This is a genomic window from Actimicrobium antarcticum (assembly GCF_039536745.1).
Classification (GTDB): domain Bacteria; phylum Pseudomonadota; class Gammaproteobacteria; order Burkholderiales; family Burkholderiaceae_D; genus Actimicrobium; species Actimicrobium antarcticum.
Genome location: NZ_BAAAZE010000014.1, coordinates 33,691 through 57,866, shown reverse-complemented (window position 1 = coordinate 57,866; position 24,176 = coordinate 33,691). Strand labels below are relative to the sequence as shown.

At 55.2% G+C, this 24,176-nt stretch carries 33 protein-coding genes and 1 tRNA gene; 21 read left to right on the top strand and 13 right to left on the bottom strand.

The genetic code is table 11. From position 1 onward, the window contains the following. Window positions 1-12: 12 nt before the first annotated feature. The 12 genes from ABD720_RS17000 (at window position 13) to tatC (ending at window position 7,827) form a co-directional block, all read left to right on the top strand. Window positions 13-816: a DNA-methyltransferase gene (locus ABD720_RS17000; RefSeq protein ID WP_344765112.1), complete on the top strand. Its 804-nt coding sequence runs from the start codon at window positions 13-15 to the stop codon at window positions 814-816. Window positions 817-846: 30 nt separating this feature from the next. Next, window positions 847-1,947 (top strand): histidinol-phosphate transaminase, encoded by a 1,101-nt coding sequence (gene hisC / locus ABD720_RS16995; RefSeq protein ID WP_344765110.1) that lies wholly within the window; start codon window positions 847-849, stop codon window positions 1,945-1,947. A gap of 1 nt (window position 1,948) precedes the next feature. Beyond that, complete coding sequence (hisB, locus tag ABD720_RS16990) at window positions 1,949-2,557, top strand: imidazoleglycerol-phosphate dehydratase HisB (protein ID WP_344765108.1); 609 nt, start codon at window positions 1,949-1,951, stop codon at window positions 2,555-2,557. 38 nt (window positions 2,558-2,595) lie between these two features. Then, window positions 2,596-3,234 (top strand): imidazole glycerol phosphate synthase subunit HisH, encoded by a 639-nt coding sequence (gene hisH, locus ABD720_RS16985; protein ID WP_344765106.1) that lies wholly within the window; start codon window positions 2,596-2,598, stop codon window positions 3,232-3,234. Between the two features lie 59 nt (window positions 3,235-3,293). Continuing rightward, window positions 3,294-4,088 (top strand): 1-(5-phosphoribosyl)-5-[(5-phosphoribosylamino)methylideneamino]imidazole-4-carboxamide isomerase, encoded by a 795-nt coding sequence (gene hisA / locus ABD720_RS16980; protein ID WP_344765104.1) that lies wholly within the window; start codon window positions 3,294-3,296, stop codon window positions 4,086-4,088. Next, a complete protein-coding gene (gene hisF / locus ABD720_RS16975) occupies window positions 4,085-4,849 on the top strand; it encodes an imidazole glycerol phosphate synthase subunit HisF (protein ID WP_344765102.1) in 765 nt (254 codons plus the stop codon). The genes hisA and hisF overlap by 4 nt, the downstream gene beginning before the upstream one ends. Continuing rightward, entirely contained in the window at window positions 4,846-5,250 is a 405-nt protein-coding gene (hisI, locus tag ABD720_RS16970) for a phosphoribosyl-AMP cyclohydrolase (protein ID WP_344765100.1), read from the top strand. The genes hisF and hisI overlap by 4 nt, the downstream gene beginning before the upstream one ends. A gap of 108 nt (window positions 5,251-5,358) precedes the next feature. Then, window positions 5,359-5,721 carry a phosphoribosyl-ATP diphosphatase gene (locus tag ABD720_RS16965; protein WP_344765097.1) on the top strand — a complete coding sequence of 121 codons (363 nt, stop codon included), beginning with the start codon at window positions 5,359-5,361 and terminating at the stop codon, window positions 5,719-5,721. 53 nt (window positions 5,722-5,774) lie between these two features. Then, complete coding sequence (locus ABD720_RS16960) at window positions 5,775-6,146, top strand: histidine triad nucleotide-binding protein (RefSeq protein ID WP_344765095.1); 372 nt, start codon at window positions 5,775-5,777, stop codon at window positions 6,144-6,146. Between the two features lie 52 nt (window positions 6,147-6,198). Next, window positions 6,199-6,426, top strand: coding sequence for a Sec-independent protein translocase subunit TatA (gene tatA / locus ABD720_RS16955; RefSeq protein ID WP_344765093.1), 228 nt, complete (start codon window positions 6,199-6,201; stop codon window positions 6,424-6,426). Between the two features lie 56 nt (window positions 6,427-6,482). After that, the gene (tatB, locus tag ABD720_RS16950) at window positions 6,483-6,983 is read left to right on the top strand and encodes a Sec-independent protein translocase protein TatB (RefSeq protein ID WP_344765091.1); all 501 of its coding nucleotides are present in this window, start codon (window positions 6,483-6,485) and stop codon (window positions 6,981-6,983) included. Between the two features lie 76 nt (window positions 6,984-7,059). After that, window positions 7,060-7,827, top strand: a complete 768-nt coding sequence (gene tatC, locus ABD720_RS16945) for a twin-arginine translocase subunit TatC (RefSeq protein ID WP_344765089.1) — start codon at window positions 7,060-7,062, stop codon at window positions 7,825-7,827. Window positions 7,828-7,874: 47 nt separating this feature from the next. Here the strand turns inward: tatC and ABD720_RS16940 are convergent, their stop codons facing one another. The 3 genes from ABD720_RS16940 to mscL all read right to left on the bottom strand — a co-directional run bounded on the left by ABD720_RS16940 (window position 7,875) and on the right by mscL (window position 10,267). Beyond that, window positions 7,875-8,543, bottom strand: a complete 669-nt coding sequence (locus tag ABD720_RS16940) for a DUF2461 domain-containing protein (RefSeq protein WP_344765087.1) — start codon at window positions 8,541-8,543, stop codon at window positions 7,875-7,877. A 6-nt stretch (window positions 8,544-8,549) separates the two neighbouring features. Next, complete coding sequence (locus ABD720_RS16935) at window positions 8,550-9,731, bottom strand: Do family serine endopeptidase (protein WP_344765085.1); 1,182 nt, start codon at window positions 9,729-9,731, stop codon at window positions 8,550-8,552. Window positions 9,732-9,838: 107 nt separating this feature from the next. Beyond that, window positions 9,839-10,267 carry a large conductance mechanosensitive channel protein MscL gene (gene mscL, locus ABD720_RS16930; RefSeq protein ID WP_344765083.1) on the bottom strand — a complete coding sequence of 143 codons (429 nt, stop codon included), beginning with the start codon at window positions 10,265-10,267 and terminating at the stop codon, window positions 9,839-9,841. 308 nt (window positions 10,268-10,575) lie between these two features. Between mscL and petA the strand changes: the two genes are divergently transcribed. From petA to ABD720_RS16895, 7 genes are all read left to right on the top strand, one after another. After that, window positions 10,576-11,190, top strand: coding sequence for a ubiquinol-cytochrome c reductase iron-sulfur subunit (petA, locus tag ABD720_RS16925; protein WP_344765081.1), 615 nt, complete (start codon window positions 10,576-10,578; stop codon window positions 11,188-11,190). After that, window positions 11,190-12,596 (top strand): cytochrome b, encoded by a 1,407-nt coding sequence (locus ABD720_RS16920; RefSeq protein WP_344765506.1) that lies wholly within the window; start codon window positions 11,190-11,192, stop codon window positions 12,594-12,596. The genes petA and ABD720_RS16920 overlap by 1 nt, the downstream gene beginning before the upstream one ends. An 18-nt stretch (window positions 12,597-12,614) precedes the next feature. Then, window positions 12,615-13,379, top strand: coding sequence for a cytochrome c1 (locus ABD720_RS16915; protein ID WP_344765079.1), 765 nt, complete (start codon window positions 12,615-12,617; stop codon window positions 13,377-13,379). Window positions 13,380-13,462: 83 nt separating this feature from the next. Then, window positions 13,463-14,074 carry a glutathione S-transferase N-terminal domain-containing protein gene (locus ABD720_RS16910; RefSeq protein ID WP_344765077.1) on the top strand — a complete coding sequence of 204 codons (612 nt, stop codon included), beginning with the start codon at window positions 13,463-13,465 and terminating at the stop codon, window positions 14,072-14,074. A gap of 136 nt (window positions 14,075-14,210) precedes the next feature. Then, window positions 14,211-14,726, top strand: a complete 516-nt coding sequence (locus ABD720_RS16905; protein ID WP_344765075.1) for a ClpXP protease specificity-enhancing factor — start codon at window positions 14,211-14,213, stop codon at window positions 14,724-14,726. Between the two features lie 29 nt (window positions 14,727-14,755). Beyond that, window positions 14,756-14,831 (top strand) — tRNA-Thr (locus ABD720_RS16900). A 222-nt stretch (window positions 14,832-15,053) separates the two neighbouring features. Further along, window positions 15,054-15,323 (top strand): hypothetical protein, encoded by a 270-nt coding sequence (locus ABD720_RS16895; RefSeq protein ID WP_344765073.1) that lies wholly within the window; start codon window positions 15,054-15,056, stop codon window positions 15,321-15,323. A gap of 511 nt (window positions 15,324-15,834) precedes the next feature. On the opposite strand, the gene ABD720_RS16890 is transcribed toward ABD720_RS16895, so the two are convergent. Both ABD720_RS16890 and ABD720_RS16885 read right to left on the bottom strand, forming a co-directional pair. Next, window positions 15,835-16,953 carry a hypothetical protein gene (locus tag ABD720_RS16890; protein WP_344765071.1) on the bottom strand — a complete coding sequence of 373 codons (1,119 nt, stop codon included), beginning with the start codon at window positions 16,951-16,953 and terminating at the stop codon, window positions 15,835-15,837. A gap of 139 nt (window positions 16,954-17,092) precedes the next feature. Beyond that, entirely contained in the window at window positions 17,093-17,701 is a 609-nt protein-coding gene (locus ABD720_RS16885; protein ID WP_344765069.1) for a recombinase family protein, read from the bottom strand. Between the two features lie 350 nt (window positions 17,702-18,051). Between ABD720_RS16885 and ABD720_RS16880 the strand changes: the two genes are divergently transcribed. Next, window positions 18,052-18,444: a hypothetical protein gene (locus tag ABD720_RS16880; RefSeq protein WP_344765067.1), complete on the top strand. Its 393-nt coding sequence runs from the start codon at window positions 18,052-18,054 to the stop codon at window positions 18,442-18,444. A gap of 19 nt (window positions 18,445-18,463) precedes the next feature. Next, complete coding sequence (locus ABD720_RS16875; RefSeq protein WP_344765065.1) at window positions 18,464-19,000, top strand: hypothetical protein; 537 nt, start codon at window positions 18,464-18,466, stop codon at window positions 18,998-19,000. A gap of 510 nt (window positions 19,001-19,510) precedes the next feature. Here the strand turns inward: ABD720_RS16875 and ABD720_RS16870 are convergent. The 8 genes from ABD720_RS16870 to ABD720_RS16835 form a co-directional block, all read right to left on the bottom strand. Then, window positions 19,511-19,981: a hypothetical protein gene (locus tag ABD720_RS16870; protein ID WP_344765063.1), complete on the bottom strand. Its 471-nt coding sequence runs from the start codon at window positions 19,979-19,981 to the stop codon at window positions 19,511-19,513. Between the two features lie 85 nt (window positions 19,982-20,066). Next, complete coding sequence (locus tag ABD720_RS16865; protein WP_344765061.1) at window positions 20,067-20,693, bottom strand: hypothetical protein; 627 nt, start codon at window positions 20,691-20,693, stop codon at window positions 20,067-20,069. Next, window positions 20,681-22,594, bottom strand: a complete 1,914-nt coding sequence (locus ABD720_RS16860) for a bifunctional DNA primase/polymerase (protein ID WP_344765059.1) — start codon at window positions 22,592-22,594, stop codon at window positions 20,681-20,683. The genes ABD720_RS16865 and ABD720_RS16860 overlap by 13 nt, the downstream gene beginning before the upstream one ends. After that, window positions 22,591-22,770 carry a hypothetical protein gene (locus tag ABD720_RS16855; RefSeq protein ID WP_344765057.1) on the bottom strand — a complete coding sequence of 60 codons (180 nt, stop codon included), beginning with the start codon at window positions 22,768-22,770 and terminating at the stop codon, window positions 22,591-22,593. The genes ABD720_RS16860 and ABD720_RS16855 overlap by 4 nt, the downstream gene beginning before the upstream one ends. Then, window positions 22,767-22,994 (bottom strand): hypothetical protein, encoded by a 228-nt coding sequence (locus ABD720_RS16850; protein WP_344765055.1) that lies wholly within the window; start codon window positions 22,992-22,994, stop codon window positions 22,767-22,769. Before ABD720_RS16850 ends, ABD720_RS16855 begins: the two co-directional genes overlap by 4 nt. Before the next feature lie 162 nt (window positions 22,995-23,156). Further along, window positions 23,157-23,363: a hypothetical protein gene (locus ABD720_RS16845; protein ID WP_344765053.1), complete on the bottom strand. Its 207-nt coding sequence runs from the start codon at window positions 23,361-23,363 to the stop codon at window positions 23,157-23,159. Window positions 23,364-23,495: 132 nt separating this feature from the next. After that, complete coding sequence (locus tag ABD720_RS16840; RefSeq protein WP_344765051.1) at window positions 23,496-23,810, bottom strand: addiction module antidote protein; 315 nt, start codon at window positions 23,808-23,810, stop codon at window positions 23,496-23,498. Next, window positions 23,807-24,133 (bottom strand): type II toxin-antitoxin system RelE/ParE family toxin, encoded by a 327-nt coding sequence (locus ABD720_RS16835; RefSeq protein WP_344765048.1) that lies wholly within the window; start codon window positions 24,131-24,133, stop codon window positions 23,807-23,809. The genes ABD720_RS16840 and ABD720_RS16835 overlap by 4 nt, the downstream gene beginning before the upstream one ends. Window positions 24,134-24,176 lie beyond the last annotated feature (43 nt).

Below are 24,176 nucleotides of genomic sequence, written 5' to 3'. Positions count from 1 at the left end.
CGGGATCCGGCCGTGGCTGACTGGCTGAACCAGGTCTTTTGCGAAGATGCGCTGGCAGGGCTGGCGCGGATTCCCGATGGCGCGATCGACCTGATCCTGGCTGATCCGCCGTATGGCCTGGGCAAGGATTACGGCAACGACTCGGACAAGCTGGCCACCGCCGACTATCTGCAGTGGATGGAACGCTGGATCGATGCGGCGCTACCCAAGCTCAAGGCCAACGGCAGTCTGTACATTTTCCTGACCTGGCGCTATTCGCCGGAAGTCTTCGTGATGCTGAAACAGCGCATGACGATGGTCAACGAAATCGTCTGGGATCGCCGCGTGCCGTCGATGGGCGGGTCGGTGCGCAAGTACTCGTCAGTGCATGACACGATCGGTTTTTTCGTGATGGCCAGGGATTACCACTTCGACCTCGATGCCATCCGCGTGCCGTACGACGCGGTGACCAAGAAGGCGCGCTCGCGGTCGATTTTCGTTGGCGCCAAATGGCTGGAACTGGGTTACAACCCGAAGGATGTCTGGAGCGTTTCGCGCCTGCATCGCGAGCATCGCGAACGGGCCGATCATCCGACGCAAAAGCCGCTCGAAATCATCGAGCGCATGGTCAAGGCGTCCTGTCCGCCCGGTGGCGTGGTGCTCGATCCTTTCATGGGTAGCGGCACCACGGCAGTGGCGGCAAAACGTTGCGGCCGCCAGTTTGTCGGGTTCGAGCTGAATCCGGATTACTGCGCGATGATTGCGCAGCGACTGGCGCAGCAGGGCGTTGTCGCACACATGTCGGATGACCCGGTCCCGGCTCCAGCACCAGCCTGATGTTTAAATTGCATAACCGGAAACCACACCATGTCACTGATTGAAAACATCATTCGCCCAGAGATCCGGGCCCTGTCGGCGTATCACGTGCAGGACGCCGATGGTTTCGTGAAACTCGACGCCATGGAAAATCCGTACCAGCTGTCACCCAAACTGCGCATGCAACTCGGCGCACGTTTGGCCGAGGTCGCGATGAACCGCTATCCGGTGCCGACCTACGCCAGCCTGAAGGCCAGCCTGTGCGCCCACTTCGGCGTGCCGGCGGGGTTCGATGTCGTGCTGGGCAATGGCTCGGATGAACTGATCGCGATGGTCTCGGTAGCCTGCGCGCGTCCCGGTGCAAAGGTGCTCGCGCCGTTGCCGGGCTTCGTCATGTATGCGATGTCGGCGCGTTTTGCCGGCCTCGAATTCATCGGTGTACCCCTGCAGGCCGACCTGACGCTGGACAAGGCCGCGATGCTGGCGGCGATTGCCGAACACCGTCCGGCGATCACTTATCTGGCCTATCCGAACAATCCGACCGGCACGCTGTTCGACGCCGACGACATGGTCGAGATCATCCGGGCTGTCGGTGACAGCGGCATCGTCATCGTCGATGAAGCCTACCAGCCGTTTGCGCCAGCGAGCTTCATGTCACGGCTGGCCGAGTTCGACAATCTGCTGGTCATGCGCACCGTCTCCAAGCTGGGACTGGCCGGCATTCGCCTCGGCTACATGTCGGCCAGTGCCGCCTTGCTGGCGGAATTCGACAAGGTACGACCACCCTACAACATCAATGTGCTGACCCAGGCCGCCGCCGAATTTGTACTGGAACATGCCGACGTGCTGGCCGAACAGGCCGCGGCGTTACGCGCGCAACGCCACCTGCTCGGGTCGGCGCTGGCGGCACTGCCGGGTGTCCACGTGTTCCCGTCCTCGGCAAATTTTCTGCTGATCCGGATTCGCGCGGAGGGCAAAACGGCCGATGCGGTTTTTGCCGATCTGCTGGCGCGCAAAGTACTGGTGAAAAATGTGGGTAAAATGCATTCTCTGCTGGAAGATTGCTTACGGATTACCGTCAGCACGCCGGAAGAAAATGCCCTGTTTCTTGCCGCGCTTACCGCCTCCCTTTTACCGACCTCCGGACCGTAACATGCCAACCGCACCTGAATTCCAGCGCACCGCCGCCGTTATACGCAATACCAACGAAACCAAAATCCGTGTCGCGATCAACCTCGACGGCACCGGTATACAGAAGCTCAATACGGGCGTGCCGTTCCTCGACCACATGCTGGACCAGATCGCGCGTCACGGCCTGATCGACCTCGACATTCACTGCGATGGTGACCTGCACATCGACGCACATCACACGGTGGAAGACGTCGGCATCACGCTAGGCCAGGCCTTCGCGCAAGCGATCGGCGACAAGAAGGGCGTGCGCCGCTACGGTCACGCGTATGTACCGCTCGATGAAGCGCTGTCGCGTGTCGTGATCGACTGTTCCGGCCGTCCGGGACTGGAATTCCGTGTGGTGTTTACCCGCGCCATGATCGGTGCGTTCGATGTCGATCTGGTGCATGAGTTTTTCCAGGGATTCGTCAACCATGCATTGGTATCGCTGCATATCGACAATCTGTTTGGTGACAATGCGCATCACCAATGTGAAACAGTGTTCAAGGCTTTTGGCCGCGCCTTGCGCATGGCTGCCGAGCGCGACCCGCGCTCCGCGGGCACGATACCGTCGACCAAAGGATCGCTGTAAGTGGCCGGTTTTCTTTTATCGACGTCTGATCGTCAAGCATGAACAAAATTGTCGTAGTCGATTACGGTATGGGCAACCTGCGCTCGGTAGCGCAGGCCCTGCGCCATGTGGCTCCTGAAGCCGATGTCCGGATCTCGGGTGATGTCGACGTCATTGCCGCAGCGGATCGTCTGGTCTTGCCGGGGCAGGGCGCGATTCCCGATTGCATGCGCTGCCTGCGCGAGTCCGGTTTGCAGCAGGCGCTGCTCGACGCGGTACGTACCAAGCCTCTGCTGGGTGTCTGCGTCGGCGAGCAGTTGCTGTTTGACTGGAGCGAAGAGGGCGATACGCCGGGCCTCGGCCTGCTGCCAGGCAAGGTCGTCAAGTTCCAGCTCGATGGCCAGTTGCAGGAAGACGGCTCGCGTTTCAAGGTGCCGCAGATGGGCTGGAACCGCGTGCGGCAAGCCATGTCTCATCCGCTCTGGGAAGGCATTCCCGACCAGACCTATTTCTATTTCGTGCACAGTTATTATGCGCAACCGGACAACGCGGCACACATCGCCGGCGAAACCCTGTACGGTGCACCGTTTGCCTGCGCCGTTGCGCGGGACAATATTTTTGCGACCCAGTTTCATCCTGAAAAAAGTGCATCGGCCGGCTTGCAGCTCTACAAGAATTTCGTGCACTGGAATCCCTGACCGCGGTCGACCTGATCGCTTTTCATCCACTTAATCACTACAAAATTTAACCGCCCGCCATGTTGCTCATTCCCGCTATCGATCTCAAAGACGGTCATTGTGTTCGCCTGAAACAAGGTGACATGGATCAGGCCACCGTATTCTCCGAAGACCCGGGCGCGATGGCGCTCCACTGGCTGCAGCAAGGCGCGCGTCGCCTGCATCTGGTCGACCTCAATGGTGCCTTCGCCGGCAGGCCAAAAAACGAAGCCGCGGTCAAGGCCATCATCAAGGCTGTGCGCGACTACGCCGCAGCCAACGGCATCGATGAAATCCCGGTCCAGCTGGGTGGCGGTATCCGTGACCTCGACACCATCGAACGCTATCTCGATGGCGGCCTGAGCTACATCATCATCGGCACCGCCGCGGTCAAGAATCCCGGCTTCCTGCAAGACGCCTGCAGCGCGTTCCCAGGTCAGATCATCGTCGGCCTCGATGCCCGTGATGGCAAGGTTGCCACCGATGGCTGGAGCAAGCTGACCGGCCACGAAGTCATCGATCTGGCAAAAAAATTCGAAGACTACGGTTGCGAAGCCATCGTCTATACCGACATCGGCCGCGACGGCATGATGGGCGGCATCAACATGGAAGCCACCGTACGGCTGGCCCAGAGCATGACGATTCCGGTCATTGCCTCCGGTGGCGTGCACAACATCACGGATGTCGAAGCACTATGTGCGGTGCAGAGCGAAGGCATCGAAGGCGTGATCTGCGGCCGGTCGATCTACGAAGGCACGCTCGACCTGCGCTTGGCGCAGGAGCGCGCCGACCAGCTCGATGCCGACTATCAGCAATCGATCATCGACACCCCATGACGCTGGCAAAACGCATCATTCCCTGCCTCGACGTGACCGCTGGTCGCGTGGTCAAGGGCATCAATTTCCTGGAGCTGCGCGACGCGGGTGACCCGGTTGAAATCGCCCAGCGCTACGACGATCAGGGCGCCGACGAGATTACCTTTCTCGACATCACGGCGACCTCGGATGCACGTGATCTGATCCTCCATATCATCGAAGCGGTGGCATCGAAGGTATTCATTCCGCTGACCGTGGGTGGTGGCGTGCGGGTGGTCGAAGACGTGCGCCGCCTGCTTAATGCCGGCGCCGACAAGGTCAGCATCAATTCGTCTGCAATCAGCAATCCGCAACTCGTGTTTGATGCCGCCCACAAGTACGGTTCGCAATGCATCGTGGTCGCGATCGATGCCAAGCGTACCGGCGACAACAAGTGGGAAGTCTTTACCCACGGCGGACGCAAGCCGACCGGCCTGGACGTCATCGAATGGGCCCGCAAGATGGCCGAATTCGGTGCCGGTGAACTGCTGCTGACCAGCATGGACCGCGACGGCACCCGCAGCGGTTTTGACCTGGCACTGACGGCAGCGGTCTCGGATGCCGTCAACATTCCGGTGGTAGCATCCGGAGGCGTGGGCGGTTTGCAGGATCTGGTCGATGGCATCCGGATCGGCAAGGCCGATGCGGTGCTGGCGGCCAGCATTTTCCATTACGGCCACCATACGATTGCGGAAGCCAAGCAATTCATGGCGGCGCAACAGATTCCAATGAGATTGTCATGAGTATCAAGGCGAAGTGGCTGAACAAGGTCAAGTGGGACGAATACGGTCTGGTGCCGGTGATTGCCCAGGAGGTCGGCTCGAACGATGTGCTGATGTTTGCCTGGATGAACCGTGATGCGCTGGAGCGTACGGTCGAGTCGGGCGAAGCGGTGTACTGGAGTCGCTCGCGCAAGAAGTTGTGGCACAAGGGCGAGGAGTCCGGACATATCCAGAAGGTCCATGAGATACGGCTCGATTGCGACGAAGATGTGGTCTTGTTGCGGGTCGAACAGGCCGGTGAAATTGCCTGTCATACCGGGCGGCATTCGTGCTTCTTCCAGAAATTCGAAGGCGTGGTGGGGGACGGTGACTGGAACAGTGTTGATCCCGTCCTGGTCGATCCGGCCACGATCTACAAGTAACGGCGGTGGACGAATAACCCGCGAACAAGTGGCGCCATCTCAGCGGCGTTCCTCTTTTTCTTCATTAAAGGTTTCGACTGCGTTTGCGCGCGAACGCAGCAGCACATCATGAGTACAACTCTCCAGCGCATCGCCGCAGTCATCGAAAGTCGCAAGCCTGCCAATGGTGGCGACCCGGCGCAATCCTATGTTGCCCGGCTGTTTTCCAAAGGTGACGACGCCATCCTGAAAAAAATCGGCGAAGAAGCCACGGAAACCGTGATGGCTGCCAAGGATGCACGGGTCGATGGTGACACCAGTAAAGTGCTCTACGAATGCGCCGACCTGTGGTTCCATACGCTGATCCTGCTGGCGCAGTTCGACCTCACTCCGCAACAGGTACTGGATGAACTGGCGCGACGCGAAGGCCTGTCCGGGCTGGAAGAAAAGGCCAATCGCAAACTGATCGAGCGTGAAAAAAACGGCGATTGATTTCGTCACAGGTTGCGCGTTGCCGCAACGTACCATCACCCCCTGGGAGCAGCATGAGCGACTGTATTTTTTGCAAGATCACGGCGAAACAGATTCCCTCGACAGTCATTTACGAGGACGACGATGTGCTTGCGTTCAAGGACATCCACCCCGCAGCGCCAGTGCATTTTCTGATCGTCCCGAAGCAGCACGTGGCCACGCTGGCCGATTGCACGGATGCGCACGCGGCAGTGCTGGGCAAGATGATGTTGCTGGCACCAAAGCTGGCGGCCGAGCAGGGTTGTGGTTACGTGAATGATTCGGCAACAGGCACCAAGGGCGGTTTCAAGACCGTTTTTAACACCGGCCCGGACGGCGGTCAGGAGGTGTACCATTTGCACCTGCACGTACTCGGTGGCCCGCAGCCGTGGCGCGGACAACGCTAGCAATATCTGTCAACTCACCGTATTTCATTTGTAATGGCAAGGAGAAACTGTAATGGGTTCATTTAGCATTTGGCATTGGTTGATCGTTCTGGTGATCGTGATGCTGGTCTTCGGTACCAAGAAAATTGGCAGCATGGGCGGCGATCTGGGCAAGGCCGTCAAGGGTTTCAAGGATGGCGTGAAAGGCGAGGATGATGCCGCCGAGAAGGCCGCAAAAGCAGCCCAGAGCAGCGACAAGGGCACCATCGACGTTGAGGCGAAAGAGAAGACAAAAGGCTGATGCGACCGGTTGCGTATAGGCTGCGCAACCGTATCGATTCACTTTGAGTCCCCGACATGATTGATCTCGGTCTTACCAAGATTGCGCTGATAGGCGTGGTTGCACTAATCGTCATCGGCCCGGAAAAACTGCCGCGCGTAGCACGTATGGCTGGCACGCTGTATGGTCGCGCCCAGCGCTACATGACGCAAATCAAATCCGAAGTCAGCCGCGAAATCGAGCTTGATGAACTGCGGAAGATGCACAAGGATGTGCAGGAAGCTGCCAGCGATGTCGGTAAAAGCATTTCCGACAGCATGCAGGAAGCCGAAAGCTCGATGCACGCTGCCTGGAATGGCACCACCACGCAGGAAGACAACGCGCTGCGCGATACGCCGACGCCCGACCAGGTCGCGGTCAAGGTAAAAAATTTCCGCAAGAAAAAGCTGGCACGCAACTCGGCCTTGCCCGGTTGGTTCAAGCACCAGAGCGGGCGCAAGTCGCGCGTTATCTCGGGCGCTGCGCGGGTCGCAAAATTCCGTCCCGCGAGCGGCTCCGGCAACGGCTTTTTTCACTGATGGCGGCGGTCGGTAACTATCCGTGCGGCCATGGTCGCACCTGTACTTTGAAACTCTCTGTCCCCGGCACCATCACATGAATACAGAACCACTGTCGGAAGGGGTGCAAGACACCTTTATTTCGCACCTGATTGAACTGCGCAATCGCGTCCTGAAGGCGTCGATTGCCGTCGTGGTCGTGTTCCTCTGCCTGATGCCATGGGCCGGTCAGATTTATGACTGGCTGGCGTATCCGATGATGGTGGCGCTGCCGGCTGGTAGCAAGATGATCGCTACGGGCGTCATCACGCCTTTCCTGATTCCGGTCAAGGTGACGTTGCTGTCGGCGTTCATGATCGCGCTGCCCTGGGTGCTGTATCAACTCTGGGCTTTCATTGCCCCCGGCTTGTATGCCCACGAAAAAAAGTTGATTGCGCCACTCGTGGTGTCGTCGTCAGTGCTGTTTTTCGTTGGCGTGGCGTTCTGTTATTTCCTGGTCTTTGGCGTGGTGTTTCGCTTCGTGAACAATTTCGCGCCGAAGTCGATTTCGGTGGCGCCGGATATCGATGCGTATTTCGGCTTCGTGATGACGATGTTCATCGCATTCGGCCTGACGTTTGAAGTGCCGATCGTCGTCATCGTGCTGGTGCGGATGGGATTGGTCTCGGTAGCCAAGCTGCGCGAGGTGCGACCGTATGTGATCGTCGGTGCCTTTGTTCTGGCAGCGGTCGTAACCCCTCCCGACATCATGAGTCAGTTGTTGCTGGCAGTGCCTCTGTGTGTCTTGTTCGAGATTGGATTACTGGTGGCGCCAATGTTCGTGCGAATGACGCAGGCACCAGAGGATTCGCCGGAAACGCGATAGATTGATTTGAAGGAAGTTGCAAGCGCGAGGATTGCGCTCGCTTCGGTCTATGCCTGGCGTAGCCACTGAACAAGTGGCAGTACATCCTTGAATGTCTGCGCCAGTTCCCGCTCAAGCAGTTCGGGTGCGTTGATATCGAGTTTTGTCTCTGTCCAGGCAATGAAATTCTTCAGTTTGATCATCTCGATCTGCGGCTCCGCAGCGTCGAATCCCTTCGGTGGTCGGGTCAGTTTGCCTTCCTGCTGCAAGCCGCCAAATCGCTTCCTGAATGCCTTGTTTTTCAGCATTTTGTGAAACCCGGCAGCATCATCAATCACATGGTGCCGAATCAACCGCAGGCGGTCCGCCGGCGGCATGTATTCCCCGCCAGCTACCAGCAGGGTGCCATAGGCATCGATCTGAAAATAATACGAGGGACCACCGCCATCGCTGGGCTTTTTTAGACCATTTGGAATAATGGCGGCGGAAAACGTCGTCTTGTATGGGATCTTGACGTGCGAAAAACGCATGTCGCGATTGATGCGGAACAGCGCTTTTTTAGGATTGCAATCGGCCAATAGCGGATCGACACGCGCCATATCCGCGATCAGTGTCGTCACCAGATCCAGGAATTCCGCGCGCAAGATATCGTAGCGCGGCTTGTTCATGATGAACCAGGGACGGTTGTTGTTCTCGGAGAGTTCTGCCAGGAACTGGGTCAGATCGCGCAGATGCATGGGCGCCTATTCGCGTTCAATTGGCTGTGACTGCTGTTTGGGGCGCTTGCCGATGGTGACATCCAGCGTGGTCTCTTGAGATTTGCGCTGCACGGTCATCTTTGCCTTGATGCCCGGCACCAGTTGCGCGATCAGATTGAGCATTTCGGTGGTGTCGGTAACCGGTTTGCCTTCCACGGCGATCAGGATATCGCCGGGACGCATGCCGGCGCGGTCAGCCGGCCCGTTTTTTTGCACGCCGGCAATGATGGCGCCGGATTTTCGACCTAATCCAAAGCTCTCCGCCAGTTCAGGTGTGATGTCCTGTGGCTCAACACCGATCCAGCCGCGCACGACCGCCCCCGATTTGATGATCGATTCCATCACGGTTTTTACCGTGCTGACCGGAATCGCAAAACCGATGCCAAGCGAGCCTCCGGAGCGTGAATAGATCGCGGTATTTATTCCTAGCAAATTCCCGTTCGCATCGATCAGCGCCCCACCGGAATTGCCCGGATTAATGGCGGCGTCGGTCTGGATGAAATTTTCAAAGGTATTGATATTGAGGTGGTTGCGACCGAGCGCGGAAATGATACCCATGGTGACGGTCTGGCCCACACCGAACGGATTGCCGATCGCCAGTACCGCGTCCCCGACCATCGCATGTTCAATGTGCCCCAGCGTGATCGCAGGCAGGTTTTGCAGGTTGACCTTGATGACGGCAAGATCGGTTTCCGGGTCCGTGCCCACCAGTTTTGCAGCTGCCTTGCGACCATCGGCAAAAGCGACTTCGATTTCATCGGCCGCCTCGACCACATGATTATTGGTCAGAATGTAGCCTTGCGAACTTACCACCACGCCAGAACCCAGACTGAACTGCTTTTCTTCCGGATCAGGACGGTCACCAAAAAACTTGCGGAAAAACGGGTCGTCCAGCATTGGATTACGTGCCTGCCCCGCGCCCTTGGTCGTGTAGATATTCACCACCGAGGGCATCGCAAGCCGCGCCGCGTCCCGGAATGATCCCTGCGTTGCCGGCGCGGAGGTAGGTGGCGTTTCTTTTAGCGCGACAGCAGATGAACCCAGCTGCACCTGATGCGACATGCCAGGAATATTGCCTACCCAATCAGGCTTGAGCGTAATGACGATAAACCAGAGCGCGAGCCCAACAGTAGCGGTTTGGGCAAACAAGAGCCAGAGACGTTGCATAAATTAAATGTAAGGGAATGAGGTGTGGTGGATGAAAGGAAAGGACGCCAGGTCCGCGCTTCAATCGTCAGTCGATGAAGAGCGGCCGCGGGGTGCGTTAAAACAGGTCAGGAAGATTGCTTGCGAAGCGCGTCGCGGATTTCTCGCAGAAGGACAATGTCTTCCGGCGTGACCGCAGGAGCCGGCGCGACTGCAGGTTCTTTACGACGCGCCGCGTTCACTAGTCGTACCATCTGAAAAATAATGAATGCCAGAATCAGGAAATTCAGCATGATGGTCAGGAAATTTCCATATGCAAAAACCGCTCCGGCTTTTTTCGCTTCGAGCAATGATAGCTGCATTCCTTGACCCTTGAGCGGAATGTAATAATTAGCAAAATCAAGGCCGCCAAAAATGGTGCTGACAATCGGCATGATCAGGTCCTGCACCACCGAATCAACGATCTTGCCGAAGGCAGCGCCAATGATGACACCGACTGCCAAGTCCATCACGTTGCCTTTGACAGCGAAAGTCTTGAATTCTTGCATCATCCCCATGTTTTATTCCCTGATAAGTTGTCATTATTTTTAATTGTACCGTCGTCATAATGCCTGCGTCACGCGGGTTTTCAGGAGGCGATTTGAGGTAACTAGGCTTGGTATTAAATTATCGTCTGAATTTGTTTGTGCGCTCGGTACCGCATTGTGCGAAATGTCGGTGGAACGGGACTGCAGGAGCAAGCTTTAAAACTCCGTTAAAATGCCGAAACGGATGTAATTGCTTTAAAAGGATCGTGGCCTCCGATATAATCTAAGGTTGCTAGAAGTTTCGAACGGAATTCGCATTTTGACTGATTGGGGTTGGTATGAGTAACGAAAAGCAGGTCGATTCCGGTCGACGTGGCTTGCTCGTCGCCACGTGCGCGGCAGGCGGAGTAGCAGGATTGTCAGTGGCAGGCGCACTGGTGTCGACATTTGCACCATCCGAGCGGGCAAAAGCCGCTGGGGCGTCGGTGGAAGTGGACATAGCGGGGCTAGTTCCCGGTGAAATGAAAACCGTGGAATGGCGCGGTAAACCGGTATGGATTCTGAAGAGGTCGCCAGAAATGATGGCGTCGCTAAAAGATAAGAAAACCGATGCCGAATTGGCGGACCCGCATTCGGAACGCAACAAGGACGATCTGACACCGGAATACGCACGCAATGAATACCGGTCGATCAAACCGGATATTCTGGTTGCCGTAGGAATTTGTTCCCACCTGGGTTGCTCTCCAGGTACAAAGTTCAAGCCCGGACCGCAAGCCTCTCTGCCCGACGACTGGCAAGGCGGATTCCTGTGCCCATGCCACGGTTCGACATTCGACCTCGCCGGGCGTGTGTACAAGAACAAACCTGCTCCTGACAATCTGCAAGTGCCGCGTCACATGTTCCTTGGCGATGGCAAGATCGTTATCGGCAAAGACGAGAAAGGTGAGGCGTAATCATGGCATTTCATGAAAAGAAGCTTCCGGCCAACGCGCCGATGGCTGACAAGGCCCTGAACTGGGTTGACTCCCGGTTTCCGCTGACCAAGCTCTGGAACGACCAGTGGGGCCAGTACTACGCGCCAAAAAACTTTAACTGGTTCTACATCTTCGGTTCGCTGGCAATGCTGGTTCTGGTAATGCAGATCGTGACCGGTATTTTCCTGGTCATGCATTACAAGCCGGACGCCAATCTGGCATTCGCTTCGGTTGAATACATCATGCGTGATGTGCCTTGGGGTTGGCTGGTGCGCTACATGCATTCCACGGGTGCATCGGCGTTTTTCATCATCATTTACCTGCACATGACGCGCGCTCTGCTGTACGGCTCATACCGCAAACCACGCGAATTGATCTGGCTGTTCGGTGTCGCAATTTTCCTGTGTCTGATGGGCGAAGCGTTCATGGGCTACTTGTTGCCTTGGGGCCAAATGTCCTATTGGGGCGCACAAGTGATCGTTAACCTGTTTGGTGCGATTCCCTTCATCGGTCCGGATCTGTCGTTGTGGATTCGCGGTGACTACGTTGTGTCGGATGCCACGCTGAATCGCTTCTTTGCATTCCACGTGATTGCCATTCCGCTGGTACTGCTGGGACTGGTTGTTTCTCACTTGATCGCATTGCACGAAGTGGGTTCGAACAATCCTGATGGTATTGAAGTCAAGGACACGCTGGGACCAGATGGCCATCCGCTTGATGCGATTCCTTCCCATCCTTACTATTCGGTCCATGACCTGTTCGGCGTGGTGATTTTCCTGACGATTTTCAGTGCCGTTATCTTCTTTGCGCCGGAAATGGGTGGTTACTTCCTTGAGTACAACAACTTCCTTCCTGCTGACTCGCTCAAAACGCCAGCGCACATCGCACCAGTCTGGTACTTCACGCCGTTCTACTCGGTATTGCGTGCCACAACCTCGCAGTTCATGTATGCGTTGATGGCCGGTGTTGCTGGGTACGTCGCACTGCTGATCCTGAAGTCCAAATTTAGCGGTATGGCTAAATTGGCGGCGGCGGTCATAGGCCTGGTGGCGATTGCCAGCATGTTCGTGCTCGATGCGAAATTTTTCGGTGTCGTCCTGATGGGCGCGTCAGTAATGATCCTCGCCGGTATGCCTTGGCTGGATCATTCGGAAGTGCGGTCGATCCGTTATCGCCCGACCTGGCACAAGTATGTTTATGTCTTGTTCGGTGTCTCGTTCCTCGTTCTGGGCTACCTGGGTATATTGCCACCAACTGATGGCCGTACCTTCGTTGCACAGATCTGCACAGTCATCTACTTCGGCTTCTTCTTGTTGATGCCATGGTGGAGCGCTGCCGGAAAATTCAAGCCCGTGCCGAAACGTGTCACGTTTCACCCGCACTAAGTCGCCAAGGGATCGAGAATGAAACTGTTGAAAAAAATGATAGTGGCGCTGGCGTTCCTGCCTGCACTGGCTTTGGCAAACGAGGGCGGTCCGAAGCTGGACCGCGCGCCAGACCATTCCAACAACCTGAGTTCGTTGCAAAATGGCGCCAAGCTGTTTGTTAACTACTGCTTGAACTGCCATTCTGCAGCATCAATGCGTTACAACAGGATGCGTGACATTGGTCTGAGCGAAGATCAGATCAAGGCCAACCTGCTGTTTGCGAATGACAAAGTTGGTGATCTGATGAAGGTATCGATGTCACCCAAGGATGCCAAGGAATGGTTCGGTGTTCCTCCACCGGATTTGTCGGTCATTGCCCGTGCCAAGGCGTCCGATGGTGGTTCGGGCTCCGACTATTTGTATACCTACTTGCGGACCTTCTACAAGGATGAAAGCCGGCCGACAGGCTGGAACAATCTGATCTACCCGAACGTGGCGATGCCGCACATTTTGTGGGAGTTGCAAGGAACACGGGTACCGAAGTATGCAGAGGAGAAAGATCCGCACGAAGAAGGCAAAGTCACGCATAAGTTCGTTGGATTTACCCAGGTTAAGCCGGGCACGATGACGTCGCTGCAATACGACGAAGCCATCGGCGACCTGGTTGGTTTCATGAACTGGATGGGTGAGCCTGCGCAAAACCAGCGTCGTCGTCTTGGCGTGATCGTCCTGATTTTCATGAGCATTTTCGGCGTGATCGTCTGGCGCCTGAATGCCTCATTCTGGAAAGAAGTGAAATAAGTTATCTTGCCCGCACGTTGCGGGCATGTTTACCGGGGTGAGCCGTCCATCGTCTCACCCCTTTGTTTCTAAGGAACTACAAAATGATGGTTCTCTATTCGGGCACCACTTGCCCATTTTCCCAACGTTGCCGCCTCGTCCTGTTTGAAAAAGGCATGGACTTTGAAGTGCGCGACGTCGACCTGTTCAACAAGCCGGAAGATATTTCGACGATGAACCCGTACGGCCAGGTGCCTATTCTGGTTGAGCGCGACCTGATCCTGTACGAGTCGAATATCATCAATGAATACATCGATGAGCGCTTCCCGCATCCGCAATTGATGCCGGCAGATCCGCTGATGCGTGCGCGTGCGCGTCTGATGCTGTTCAATTTTGAAAAAGAATTGTTCGTTCACGTACATGTGCTCGAGAACGATAAATCCAAAGGCTCCGAAAAGCTGCAGGAAAAGGCACGTAATGAAATTCGTGACCGTCTGACCACGCTCGCACCGCTGTTCCTGAAAAACAAGTACATGCTGGGTGATGAGTTTTCCATGCTTGATGTGGCGATTGCACCATTGTTGTGGCGCCTGGATCACTACGGTATCGAACTGTCGAAGACCGCTGCGCCACTGATGAAATATGCCGAGCGCATGTTCTCCCGGCCGGCTTACATCGAGGCGCTGACACCTTCTGAGAAAGTAATGCGTCGTTGATCGGGTGATCAACGACAACAAGCTACTGCGCACTTTGCTATTCGTTTAATCGTATCCCGGTTCAACCATCAGGCAGAGTGTGCAGCCAACAGTTTTCTTGTTCAATCCCCCCAAAAAAAGCTTTTGCCCGAGTCTCATGTCCGAAACTTCCACCAAGCCTTATTTGTTACGTGCCATTTATGAATGGTGCACCGACAATGGTTTTACCCCGTACCTCGCTGTCCTGGTCGACGGGCAGACCCGCGTTCCGATGCAGTTTGTCAAGAACGGCGAAATCGTTCTGAACATCAGCTTCGATGCGACGAGTGCGCTGAAAATGGACAACGACGTGGTGCGTTTCAGTGCCCGTTTTGGTGGCGTATCAAGGGATATTTCGGTGCCGGTCGAAAACGTCATTGCGATCTATGCGCGTGAAAACGGTCAGGGAATGGCGTTTGAAGTCTCGCGCTTTCCTGCGCGTGATAATGAGATCGTCGATGGATCTGATGGCAACGATGCGGTTGGATCTGTGACTGAAATGCCATCGAGCAGTGCACCAACGCTCACCTCGGTACCGTCCGGCCAGCTCGACCAGGGAAGCGGTAGCACTCCCGACGATGATCCGGAGCCGCCTAAAAAAGGTGGTCGTCCAACGCTCACGCGCATTAAATAATCAAGTACAATACGCGCTGTCCAAGTTTCGCCGATTTAGCTCATCTGGTAGAGCACATGATTTGTAATCATGGGGTGGCGGGTTCAAGTCCTGCAATCGGCACCAGAAATACTCAGTAGATTCAACGGGTTACAAGTTTCGGCTTGTAGCCCGTTTTGTTTTTCTGGTCTGGATTTCGCGCTGTGTACCCATTGTGTACCCCAAATTGGGCAACCATTCGCGGTCAGTCCACACTCGCAAGTCGAGCACGGTATTTTCGTATGCGCCTGGTTGTGAGAGGATCGTTCAGTCATCAATCCTGATGCGACGCCCGACACCGATACCGCCATGCCCGAAACCACGCTCTGCGCCTTGCATCAGGTAACACTCGTTTCCGAACCCGCCGAAATTCTCTATGGCGTGCATGCCGCTGGCCGTAACTTTGAGGATGCCCGTACAGGCCTGTTCCCCAATTCGTTCCTGACGATCAGTGGCGGTTGCTTCTACTCGCCGGACTATCCGAAGCACAAGCAGGTAATGTGCTGTCGATCCTGTCGGGAAGTTGAACGCTCGTGGACCAACCTGATGAACCGGCCCTTCAGCGAGACTTTCGATTAGCCTGTTGGGATTGGCGCGAGGGGAAATATTTCCCCCAAATTACCGCCGAAAAAAATTTAGGAATTTTCATGCATTATTCCCCAATGTTTGAGGGTCTGACCGATATGGGGTGTCTTGCTGGGCAGGTACCGGCTCGCGGCACTCCCCCCCGGGGTGGGGGCTACCCTTTGGCCGTGCCAGAAGTCCTCTACTCGCAATGGGGCTTCGTCCGCTGGAATTATTGCGCGACTCCAGCGCGTGCCGCTCTTCGCACCATGCCGGACTACTCGACCAGTTTGCAGTAGGTTATTGAGTGCGTCGACCGTGGTCTTGTAGCCGATGCCGACAGCATTGCTTATGTCGATGGCTTTAAGCAGTCCCGGGGCTGCGTTGATGTGGCCGGCAATCCGGGCACGGTGGGTATCAGTGCTGTCTAATGCTTTCATGCATAACCCCTGAAGCCATTTAAGGGCATCAGGTTGCTTTACACCAGGCTATTCGATGTCACCTACCGGCGCGCTTGCTGCTTGGTTTAGAGGCCCGGACCGTCGAACAACTTCAGGACATTGGCCGGCACAGCGGCAGGAGCTTGTGCGCTGGCTGTCTGTGGACCGTTCTTGTAGACTGCATCGTATTCGTCTTCATAGGGCTTGCGCATGGCGGCGCGCTTGGCCGGGTCTGTCTGCGACTGATACATCTGATTTTTTGACATTTGGCGGTTGACGGTGGTGAACCGATCCTCGCGCGATCCGGTCTGCGCCTGCGCCAGCGCCTCTTTCTCGGTCAGGCCATAGACTTTCTGAATGTAGGCGGCATTTTTTTGCAAGCTGGTCTGGTTGGCCGCCGCCTTGGCAACCGGGTCGCCCTGGTTCCGATACACCTCTGTTGCGGCACCATCGCGGCCAACTGATACCAACGAATGCCCGTCTTTGACTTCCTTCAGGTCAGGTTTTGACTGAGTCTGCCGCATTGCCCCTGCAAATGCCGCAAACGGAATCTGCCCCATGGTTGATCCATCTTCGGCAAGCATGTTGACGACCTTTTGGCCGTTGGCATCGGCGCCGGACGTGAGACTGCCAATCCGTTTTCCTTTGAGGCCGGGAAACAGATCGGTGTTATCGGCCAGGTCATGCGCAATGCTCTTTGCGCCCTCAATATCGTTGCCAACCAGTGCTTGGCCGATCGCGGCCATCGAGTGTACGCGCGCCGTATTTGTATCTAGGATGCCGTTTGTTAAAGCGGTCCGGATCCGGATTGGCGCAAACTTGTAGTTCGCCGCGGATTCAAGTCCGGCAGTTTGTGCATTGGTGTCAGCAGTTCGCGCATTGGTTCGGGCAGTCGCATCGCCCATCACCGCCGTATCCTGCAATCCCGGCCTGCGCTCACTGGCAAAAGCCTGATCGGCGGCTTGTGCGTCCAATGCACCCTGCGCATTGGCAGTTTGCTGTGGCAGCAGTCCCATACCGGAATTAATTTTGGCGTCGTTGAACTCTTGCGCTTTGGCGCGGGATGGCGCACCGGCAGTCCGCTCGGCCATGTCTGCCTGCATATAGTCACGTTGCGCCTGAAGGAAAGTTTCATCGCGCGCATACTGATCTGCGGCCTTATATCCCTTGTATCCCGCAACAACGCTGCTCAGATCGAATCCCATGCTCATCTCCTGTGTGGCTTACGCCGATACCTGAGCATGAATGCGTAAATCGTATTCGTCGTCGTTTGAGGGGTCGTGGACGCACTAGAGGCCCGCCAAGCTCCGCATGGGTTGGCTTGGTGGGTTTTGTCTGTCTGAGTTAGGCTTGTGGCGCTGGATTGGCTTTTGCTGCCTTGATGATCCGGTAAACGCTGGCCACGCCGATTCCCAACTCCTTCGCGACTTCTTCCTTCGTCCTTTTGCCGCCGGCGAGAAGATCCAGAACAGAATCAGCCTTTGCACGGGCAGTGGGTTTGGCTCCTCTGTAAGTGCGCTCAGCAAGCGGTAAAGCTTTGTCTTTTGCCTTGGCAGCCTCGATGCCGATGCGTTGCCTCTGCAGCATCATGTCTTTCTCAAACTGCGCGACGCTACTGAAGATGTTCAGCATAAGCGCCCCTGTTGGCGTGTTCGTGTCGATGTTCATGTCCAATATACGGATCGATGCGCCGATATCCTTGAGCGCCTTCGTAATGCCCACCATGTCACTGATCGACCTTGCAGCACGATCGATTTTCGTGATTGTGACGATGTCGCCCGCTTTCAAGCCCGCCATCATTGCCGCCCATTCCTTGCGCGCCGCCATGTCCGTCGCTGATACCTGCTCTGAAAATACAATGTCGCAGCCCGCCTTTTCGAGCACTGCAATCTGATCCTCAAACCCGTATTGCTGGTCCAGGGTTGATGTTCTCGCGTATCCGTAGTTTGCCATTTCAAACCTTTCAAATTATCAGTGTGCTCTTAGCTTCCATTGATAATATGCATTATCAAATAAAAAATCAAGTTCATTGATAGATTTTCGACTGGTATTTTCTCCAATCAGTAGGGCTTGCCCTGTTGATAGGGATTGATTGAGGTTTTTTTTCGTTGCTGAAAGGCCTAGTTCGGTAGGGGGAGCGCGACATCGTTGGGTTCAGCGGCCTGATTCATCGTCGTCACCGAAGTGGTCGATCTTCATTTCCAACTAATTATTAAATTGTCTTTTAGATAATTAATAACGGGACTACTATTATTTCCGTCTGGACACTCTCGCGCCAGTCGAAATCACATGGGCCAAAGTGTATGGACGATATGAAAAAGGTTTGGGCGCCAAGGACGGTACCCGAGGAACTGCAAGCACTACTGGCAGTGGAAGCGTCGTGGCCAATAACCCCCGGCCAGCACCAGTCGCTGATGGAGTCAAAGGTGGCAAAGCTGTTTCAGGAAGCGGGACCAGTGGGCGCAAGGCAGGCGCTGGAAATGTCGGAGGAACACTTTCCGGAAATGGCACTGATAGCACGAAACCAGTCAGCGAAAGCGTGGCCGGAAGCCCTGATGTGGTCGGACTCGATGCAAGCAATGCTGTCACGGATCCAGTGGTCGAAGGAGGGGCCGCTGAAGTCGGAAGCCCTGAAACTGGACCTGTTGGATCAGATGGAAGAACAGAGCCTGCAAAGTCTGATCGAAAGCCTGTAGCACCAGGGGAAATTCAAAAATGAATATCAAACCGGAAGTTCTGAGGGGGGCAATCAAGTTGGCGAGAGCCTTGGCCAAGTTGCCACCGTCGAAGCGGGCGCAAATAATCCAGGAGGAGGGCGCTCGGCGTTTGGCCTTGAAGGCGCAGCAAAAGACCGATGACACAGCAAAAGCCAATCCCGAGGCACAGGTGAGCAATCGTACAAATTGGATAAAGTACGGGCGCCGTCTCGCTTGGACGATCGCGATCGTGGTTTATATTTTCACACCAGTTCTCAACGGATGGTTCTGGGAAAGCCGGATTCACTGCACATCCTGCATAGAGCCGGTATTGATTAAGACTTTTACACTTTTTGGTTACGCGGTATTTGGCCCGTACCTCGCTTCGTTCGCAATGCCGACTCGTCCGAGTGAGCGACAAATATCATCTGGTTTGGCTGAACAGCCCTATGTTGCATATCGTGAAGACTTCCAATCCAATACGCTTTTGTTTGCAACTATTTTTTCCGTGATCTACTTTTGCACGGTGTTCAATTTCGACTTGTATTTCTTGTAATTTTATTACCTGTTATTTGGGCCACCAGTTCGACCATTACCCACGCCTACACATTGCCGCCAATTCATTAAGCAACTTGATTCGCTCCGCAAAGTAAGCGAATTCAGTCCCTACGAGAGAGACGCCATGAAGGAAATCTTAAAGGCCCATGTAGTTGCCGCCGCGCTTGTCCTAGCCATCACCGCACTACTCGTAACGAGCATCGTAATGTGGCCGACGTATCGATGCATTAATGCAGGGGACGGCATGAACGAAGCTTCGGATATGGGGCAAAAATTCCGAGTCACTATGTGGTGCTTGCATGGCTCTTAGTCTCGTTGTGGAGAGTTCACCTAAATGACAACCAGTCCGGCCGATCGGGCCAAAATAATGAAAGCAGCGGAAGCACTGGCCAAACTACCGCCAGCGAAGCGAGCACAAGTGATTCAGCAGCATCGGGATCGACGTTTGGCCCTCAAGGCGAAACCCGTACCGATGGATCCGGGAAATGAGACTGATTAGGTCCGGGCACTACCTCGCCAACCCAGCAAGCTCATTCAAAATCGCCAGGTAAGTCCGGCGCCACATTCTGGCCGGCCGGCTTTCTGGAATTTGCCAAGGCTTCAAGCCAAGACGCTGAAGCAGCTTGCACCTTTTGGCCTCGATGCGCTGCTTCTCATGCCCGCTGTTCGATCTATGAATGAGGCCGGCACATTGGCGGCACTGCAACTCTCCAGCGGCCAGGTATAAGGCAGTGCAATTTCCCTCATGTGCGCAAGGCTTGACCATGAGACTCCGAACTAGTCCCTCCCGGCACTGATACTTCACAATCGGAACGCTCCAGGTCTTCCCGGCGCTCTTGACCGTCATCAATTCCGGCATCAGGTCCACCAAGGCCATTTTTTCGCCGCATCGGACGACAATCCCCCGACCACCATGAACAGCCGCATACCGCTGAATCTCGTAAAGGGAAATTCGAAATGCATTCTCGATTGTTGCCATGGGTTCAGGTGCCTAAAAATTAGGCAGAGGAAGGTTTGCGGGAATAACCCGCCGGCCAGTCCAGCACCGGCGTTCGAACGGGTATTTATGCCTTCGGTACCCAAACTCGCGTGTTTGCCCCAACTTTCAGCACGATAGGCTCACCAGAATCACCAACAAGACCATTAAGTCCAAGCCAGAAGCATTGCGCTGCCTCATTGCATGGCAGTGCTTCCTTTGACGTATTGACCAGCACGGCGGCCCTTTCGCTTGCTTTGGGCAAAATCCAAAGTAAACCCTCGATAAGATCGCAACCGTCTAGCCTTGATGCATCTCGGTATGTTGCATGACGCAGCGATTCAGCTTGTCGCAGACTGTATGCGCCGTGCAGTTTTTCATAATTGGCAAGCAGGGTTCCGGCTGCCTTGTGCGACACCGAAAATACCCGAATTGCAGTTTTTCCAACCGGGCCAATTTTTCCCAGATCGTGAAAGTTGTTGATTTGGTTCATTTCTATTCCTTGAAGCCGCGCATCGCAAGCTGCATGCGGGTTCGTCGTTAATTTTGAATTGCCCGAAATGCCCGAATTACCCGAAATAGGGCCGTTTCGGTCTCGTCCAGATACGCCCGAAATGCCCTGCCCGGGTATACATAACCGGGCGGATTCGGGCAAGACCGAAATGCCGGGGAAAGTAGGCTGGATTGTGGTTTTTGAATTTTTCAAACGCGCCATAACCAATCCCCTTTCGCACCGTAAATTCCGCTGGCAACTAGGGACCTCAATGATTCGCGAGCACGGGTTGTTTTGTGCCTGCTGTCGCAGATCATGTGTTCGGCAACAAGCTCAATGGCGCCATCCAGCCGAATGCATGGATGGCCTGCCGGGGATCCTTCCTTGCCGAAGTGTGCAGACTTGCGCAACGGCTCACCCAAGGTATCCAGTGCGATCTTCTGATTGCCCTTGGCTGGCAACTTCACTCGCTGGATAGCTTTCAGGACCTCGTCGGGACAGATTGCGCACGACGTGACTTCATCGCCGGCATCATCAAAACCTAGCGGTACGATTTCCAGCTTGAAGCCGTGGGCGGCCCCTGTTTCATCGTCCTTACTTTTGGCGACCAACCATTCCCGCCGTGAGTCGTTACGGTTGACCTCAATCGCTGCATCAAGCGCGGCATACAGGCTGGAATGCCCGCGCAAACCCTTGGTGGTGTCTTTCCCGGTGTGATGTACAAGTAAGACCAGCCCGCCGGTTAGTCCCTGCAATCGCTTAGAAGCAGCAATCAGCAAACCCATATCGACGGAACTATTCTCATCAGCTCCAGGAGCAGCGCGATTCAGGGTGTCGAGAATGACGAGGCCACCGTTTCCACCTTCAGTGTGGATAGCCGATGCCAGTTCGGCGACATCCCCGCCACCCATCAGGTCCACTGACTGAATAACGAATTTCAGTGAATCAGGTACAGGCTTCTTATGGTGTAGGCTCCAGGCGTGAATGCGCTTGCCCATACCGGCCTCACCTTCAAGCGCGCAGTAAGTTACCGGACATTGCGTTACCCGCCGACCAAACCAGGCACTGTCGCCGCCAGCAATGGCAGCGGCAATATCCAAAATGAGGAATGATTTACCGGAGCCTGAAGGGCCGTACAACGCCGCCAAGCCTTCCAGCGGCAACACCCCGCGCAGCATCCAGCGCATGGGCGGTAAGGCGCAAAGTTCTGCGCCAGATAGCAATCGAAACTCGTTAGGGCGATCGGCAGGCACAGGGAGATTCAGCTTTCCTTTTGTCGGATTGACCCAGCCGGCCGACTGCGCCTTTGCGAACACCGCCTTGTAACCGGTGTGCTCTGGATTGAAGCTATCCCATTTGTCGGCCGCATCACGAGGATTGAATTTTGCCGAAGTTGCCGCCCACTCCATAAACAAGCCCCGGCCGACTTCGCCAAGCTCCTTGAGCGCATGGCCAACGTCAACCCATAGGGCGCGATCATCGGCACGCATGGAAAGCAAGGCGCTGCGCAAGTCCCGCACCGTTTCCGGTGGAACTTCGATAGCCCGTGCTGGCGTCGATTTGGTCGACACGGTATCTTGGCGGCGAGCATCCATCGAGTGCCCATCGATTACCCAGCGCGGCATGTCAGCTATAGCCTGGCCCTCAAGGAGATCGCTGGAAGCCTCCCATTCGTACGACGTACCGTTCGGATGAACCGACGGCGCCGCAACAACATATCCGCCCCGGCCCTTGATATCTATACCGGTGCCAAGCGTTGATGGCCACTCGATACCTAGTGGCGCCCAGAAAAGAAAGTGATGTCCGCCGCCGCCGGTGAGGGCCATTGCAGTATCAGGCAGATGGCCATGCACTGCGATCAGCTTCTCCAATGTGTCATCGCCGCCGTTGCGAGGATCCACATCAATAGCTATTAAAACTTTTCCGTTGCGCTCGAAACCGGTACGAAGGCCGATGTTATATTCTGGATGCGCGCCCCATACTGCCTGTGCCCGGGCCGGATCGTTCGATGCATCTTTAAAGCCCTGGGAGCCACGCAGGGGTGCCTTTGAGTTTTTTTGAAGCGGGAATATTGGAAACCCGAGTTCTGCATATCTCAGCGCTGTGCTGGCAAGGGTGCTCATGCTGCACCGCCGCCGGTAACGAGCCAGAAAGAGCCAATAAAATTAAACAAAACCAAGATAAAAAAGGTAATATTGAAGAAGAAATCCAGTGTTTTAGAAACCGCACTTTGAACCGCGCCAACGGTTCTAGTGCGAAGACAGCTTCCACCGCCTCCGGCCGTGGGAGCTTTTTTCATCGCGCACCACCCATCAACAGCGCCGCAATTCCTGAAACGGGCCAGAGAAGGAGGCCACCGATCTTCAACGGGACAAGGCCGAGACAATGCCCGGTCTGGCAATAATTCTTTCTCACGGTTTGCGCCTTACGGCCAGTTGCTAGCGCAAACTCGCTCGTTACCAGGTGATCGCGCCCTTGCGAAATTGCCGCCAATGCTGGTGGGATATTCTGATTGGTTGCCATGCTTTACCTCGTTGAATTAAATCGCTTTCCTGCGGTAGTGCGGGATTGGCGACCTCGATCAAGGTAAGTGATGCAGAGTTATTCGACCTTTTCATTTGTGAAACTTTTAGACGAAAAAAACCCGCTCTGAGGCGGGTTGCTGTAATTCAGGAAATTAAATATTCATTTTGCAAAAGTAGCGGTCAGCGGCCCCACTTGCGCCAAGAGTCTTCGCACGCCAGCGATAGCATCCCAAATATTTTCCTTCGAAACATGCGACGGGTCGCCTGTGCCGAGTAACGCCAAAGTTCCGTCAGCTTGCGACAACAAAGATTCGATTTCGTCGATTGTGTCTGCAGAAGTGATTTGGTTAGAATTGTTATCAGCCATTTTTACTACTCCATTTAGTGATGATGGTTAGGCGGGCATGGTGGTGAGACACCATGTTTCGCCGCTTTGCCTGATAACGTCAGGCGGCGGTATTGCAAAAAACTGTGTTTGATTCTGTGTATTTTTGATCGTTCATATAGGCGTGATTCGATGCACGGCCAATTTCAACCCTACTCCATGTAGCACTGCCAGCAGTGTCTTGATGGTTGGGTTGCCCCCTCCCGACAGCGCCCGATACAAGCTTTCACGAGGGATCCCTGCTCGTTCGGCAACGGCGGCCATGCCTTGCGCTTCCGCCACTTGACGCAGGGCTGCTAGCAGTGCTTTACGGCCCCCTTCTTGGTCAGCCTCGTCTAAAGCAGCAGCCAAGTATTCATCCGCGAACGCAGGATCTTCGCGCAGCAGTTCCACCACTGCGTCATCGTGCGGCCTGCTTGCTTTTGTCATGATGCATTTCTCCGATTCCAGTCGTTCCAATATGCCAGCGCCGTATGAATGTCGGCCTGTTGCTTACGCTTGTCGCCCCCAATTAACAACAGCAGCACTTTCGCGCCAGCTCTAGCGTAGTACACGCGGTAGCCTGGCCCATAATCGATTCGCAGTTCATACACGCCGTCGGAAATCGGCTTGTAGTCACCGAAGTTTCCGGCAGCCATCCGCTGTATTCTCACCAGCACACGAGCCCTTGCTTGGCGGTCGGCGAGGCTGGCCAGCCATTCCTTCAATGGGTCGCGTCCGGTTTCCGTCAGGTAGTCCGTTATTTCGTACATGGGATTTGTGAATTATACGTTACAGATATGAATATTCAAGGCG